Raw genomic sequence first — 802 nt, 5'->3', positions numbered from 1 at the left:
CCTCCTCGTGGAAGGCGACGACGGTGGACTCGATGTCGGTGTCCTTGCCCAGCTGGTTGGGCGCGCCGTGGTGCTTGGAGTGCTTGCGCATCCACCAGCCGTAGCTCAGGCCCGCGAAGAGCCCCGCGAAGACGCGGGCGGCCCAGTCGTTGCGGCGGGCGGACTCGAAGATCTGGCGGTGGGCGCCGTCGTGCCCGAAGAAGGCGAACTGGGTGGCCAGCACACCGACGGCAGCGGCCAGCAGCAGCTGCCACCAGGTCTCGCCGAGCAGGACGACGGCGGTGACGACGCCAGCGGCGGCCAGGACGGCAGCGGTGGTGCGGACGGCGTAGTAGCCGCGGCGGCGGGCCATGAGGCCGGCGCTCTGGACGCGCGCGGACAGCGCGGCGTACGTGCTGACGGCGCGCTGTTGGGGTCGCTGCGTCCTGGAGCGCGGCTGGGCCGGCGCCTGCCCCGGAGGGGCGGGGTCCTGCCCCGGGCGGGTGAGGGTGCTCATGGGGACCTCCAGGTCGTGTCATCGCGTCGGTCCGCTGGCGAGCACGGCGGCGGGCTGCGGCGGTCGTGGTGTTCCGCGCTGCTGGGTCTTGGGCGCACCACCAGCAGCGCGGAAGGACGTGGTGGCGCCGTTGGGGTCGGTGGCCGCTCAGATGGACCACGAGTGTCTACAGCGCCTGTCTACGCTGTAGACGTTACGTGTAGACGCGGAGGACCGCAAACGCGGCTAGGGTCGGGAACGACGTCGCCGCGGGTCTCGCAGTGCCGTGGTGGCCGCACCCAGCGGCTCGAGCCGACTGAGGTGAGG

1 protein-coding gene is annotated in these 802 nt (G+C 72.7%); it reads right to left on the bottom strand.

Annotation, left to right across the window (positions count from 1 at the left end):
* On the bottom strand, positions 1-496 hold a 496-nt coding region (locus tag FHN55_RS21075), incomplete at its 3' end, for a fatty acid desaturase (protein WP_180357994.1).
* Between the last annotated feature and the right edge of the window lie 306 nt (positions 497-802).

This window comes from Streptomyces sp. NP160 (assembly GCF_006335115.1).
Taxonomy (GTDB): Bacteria; Actinomycetota; Actinomycetes; order Actinomycetales; family Quadrisphaeraceae; genus Quadrisphaera.
The sequence above is the reverse complement of the archived record's forward strand: the minus strand, read 5'-3'. Positions and strand labels throughout refer to the sequence as shown.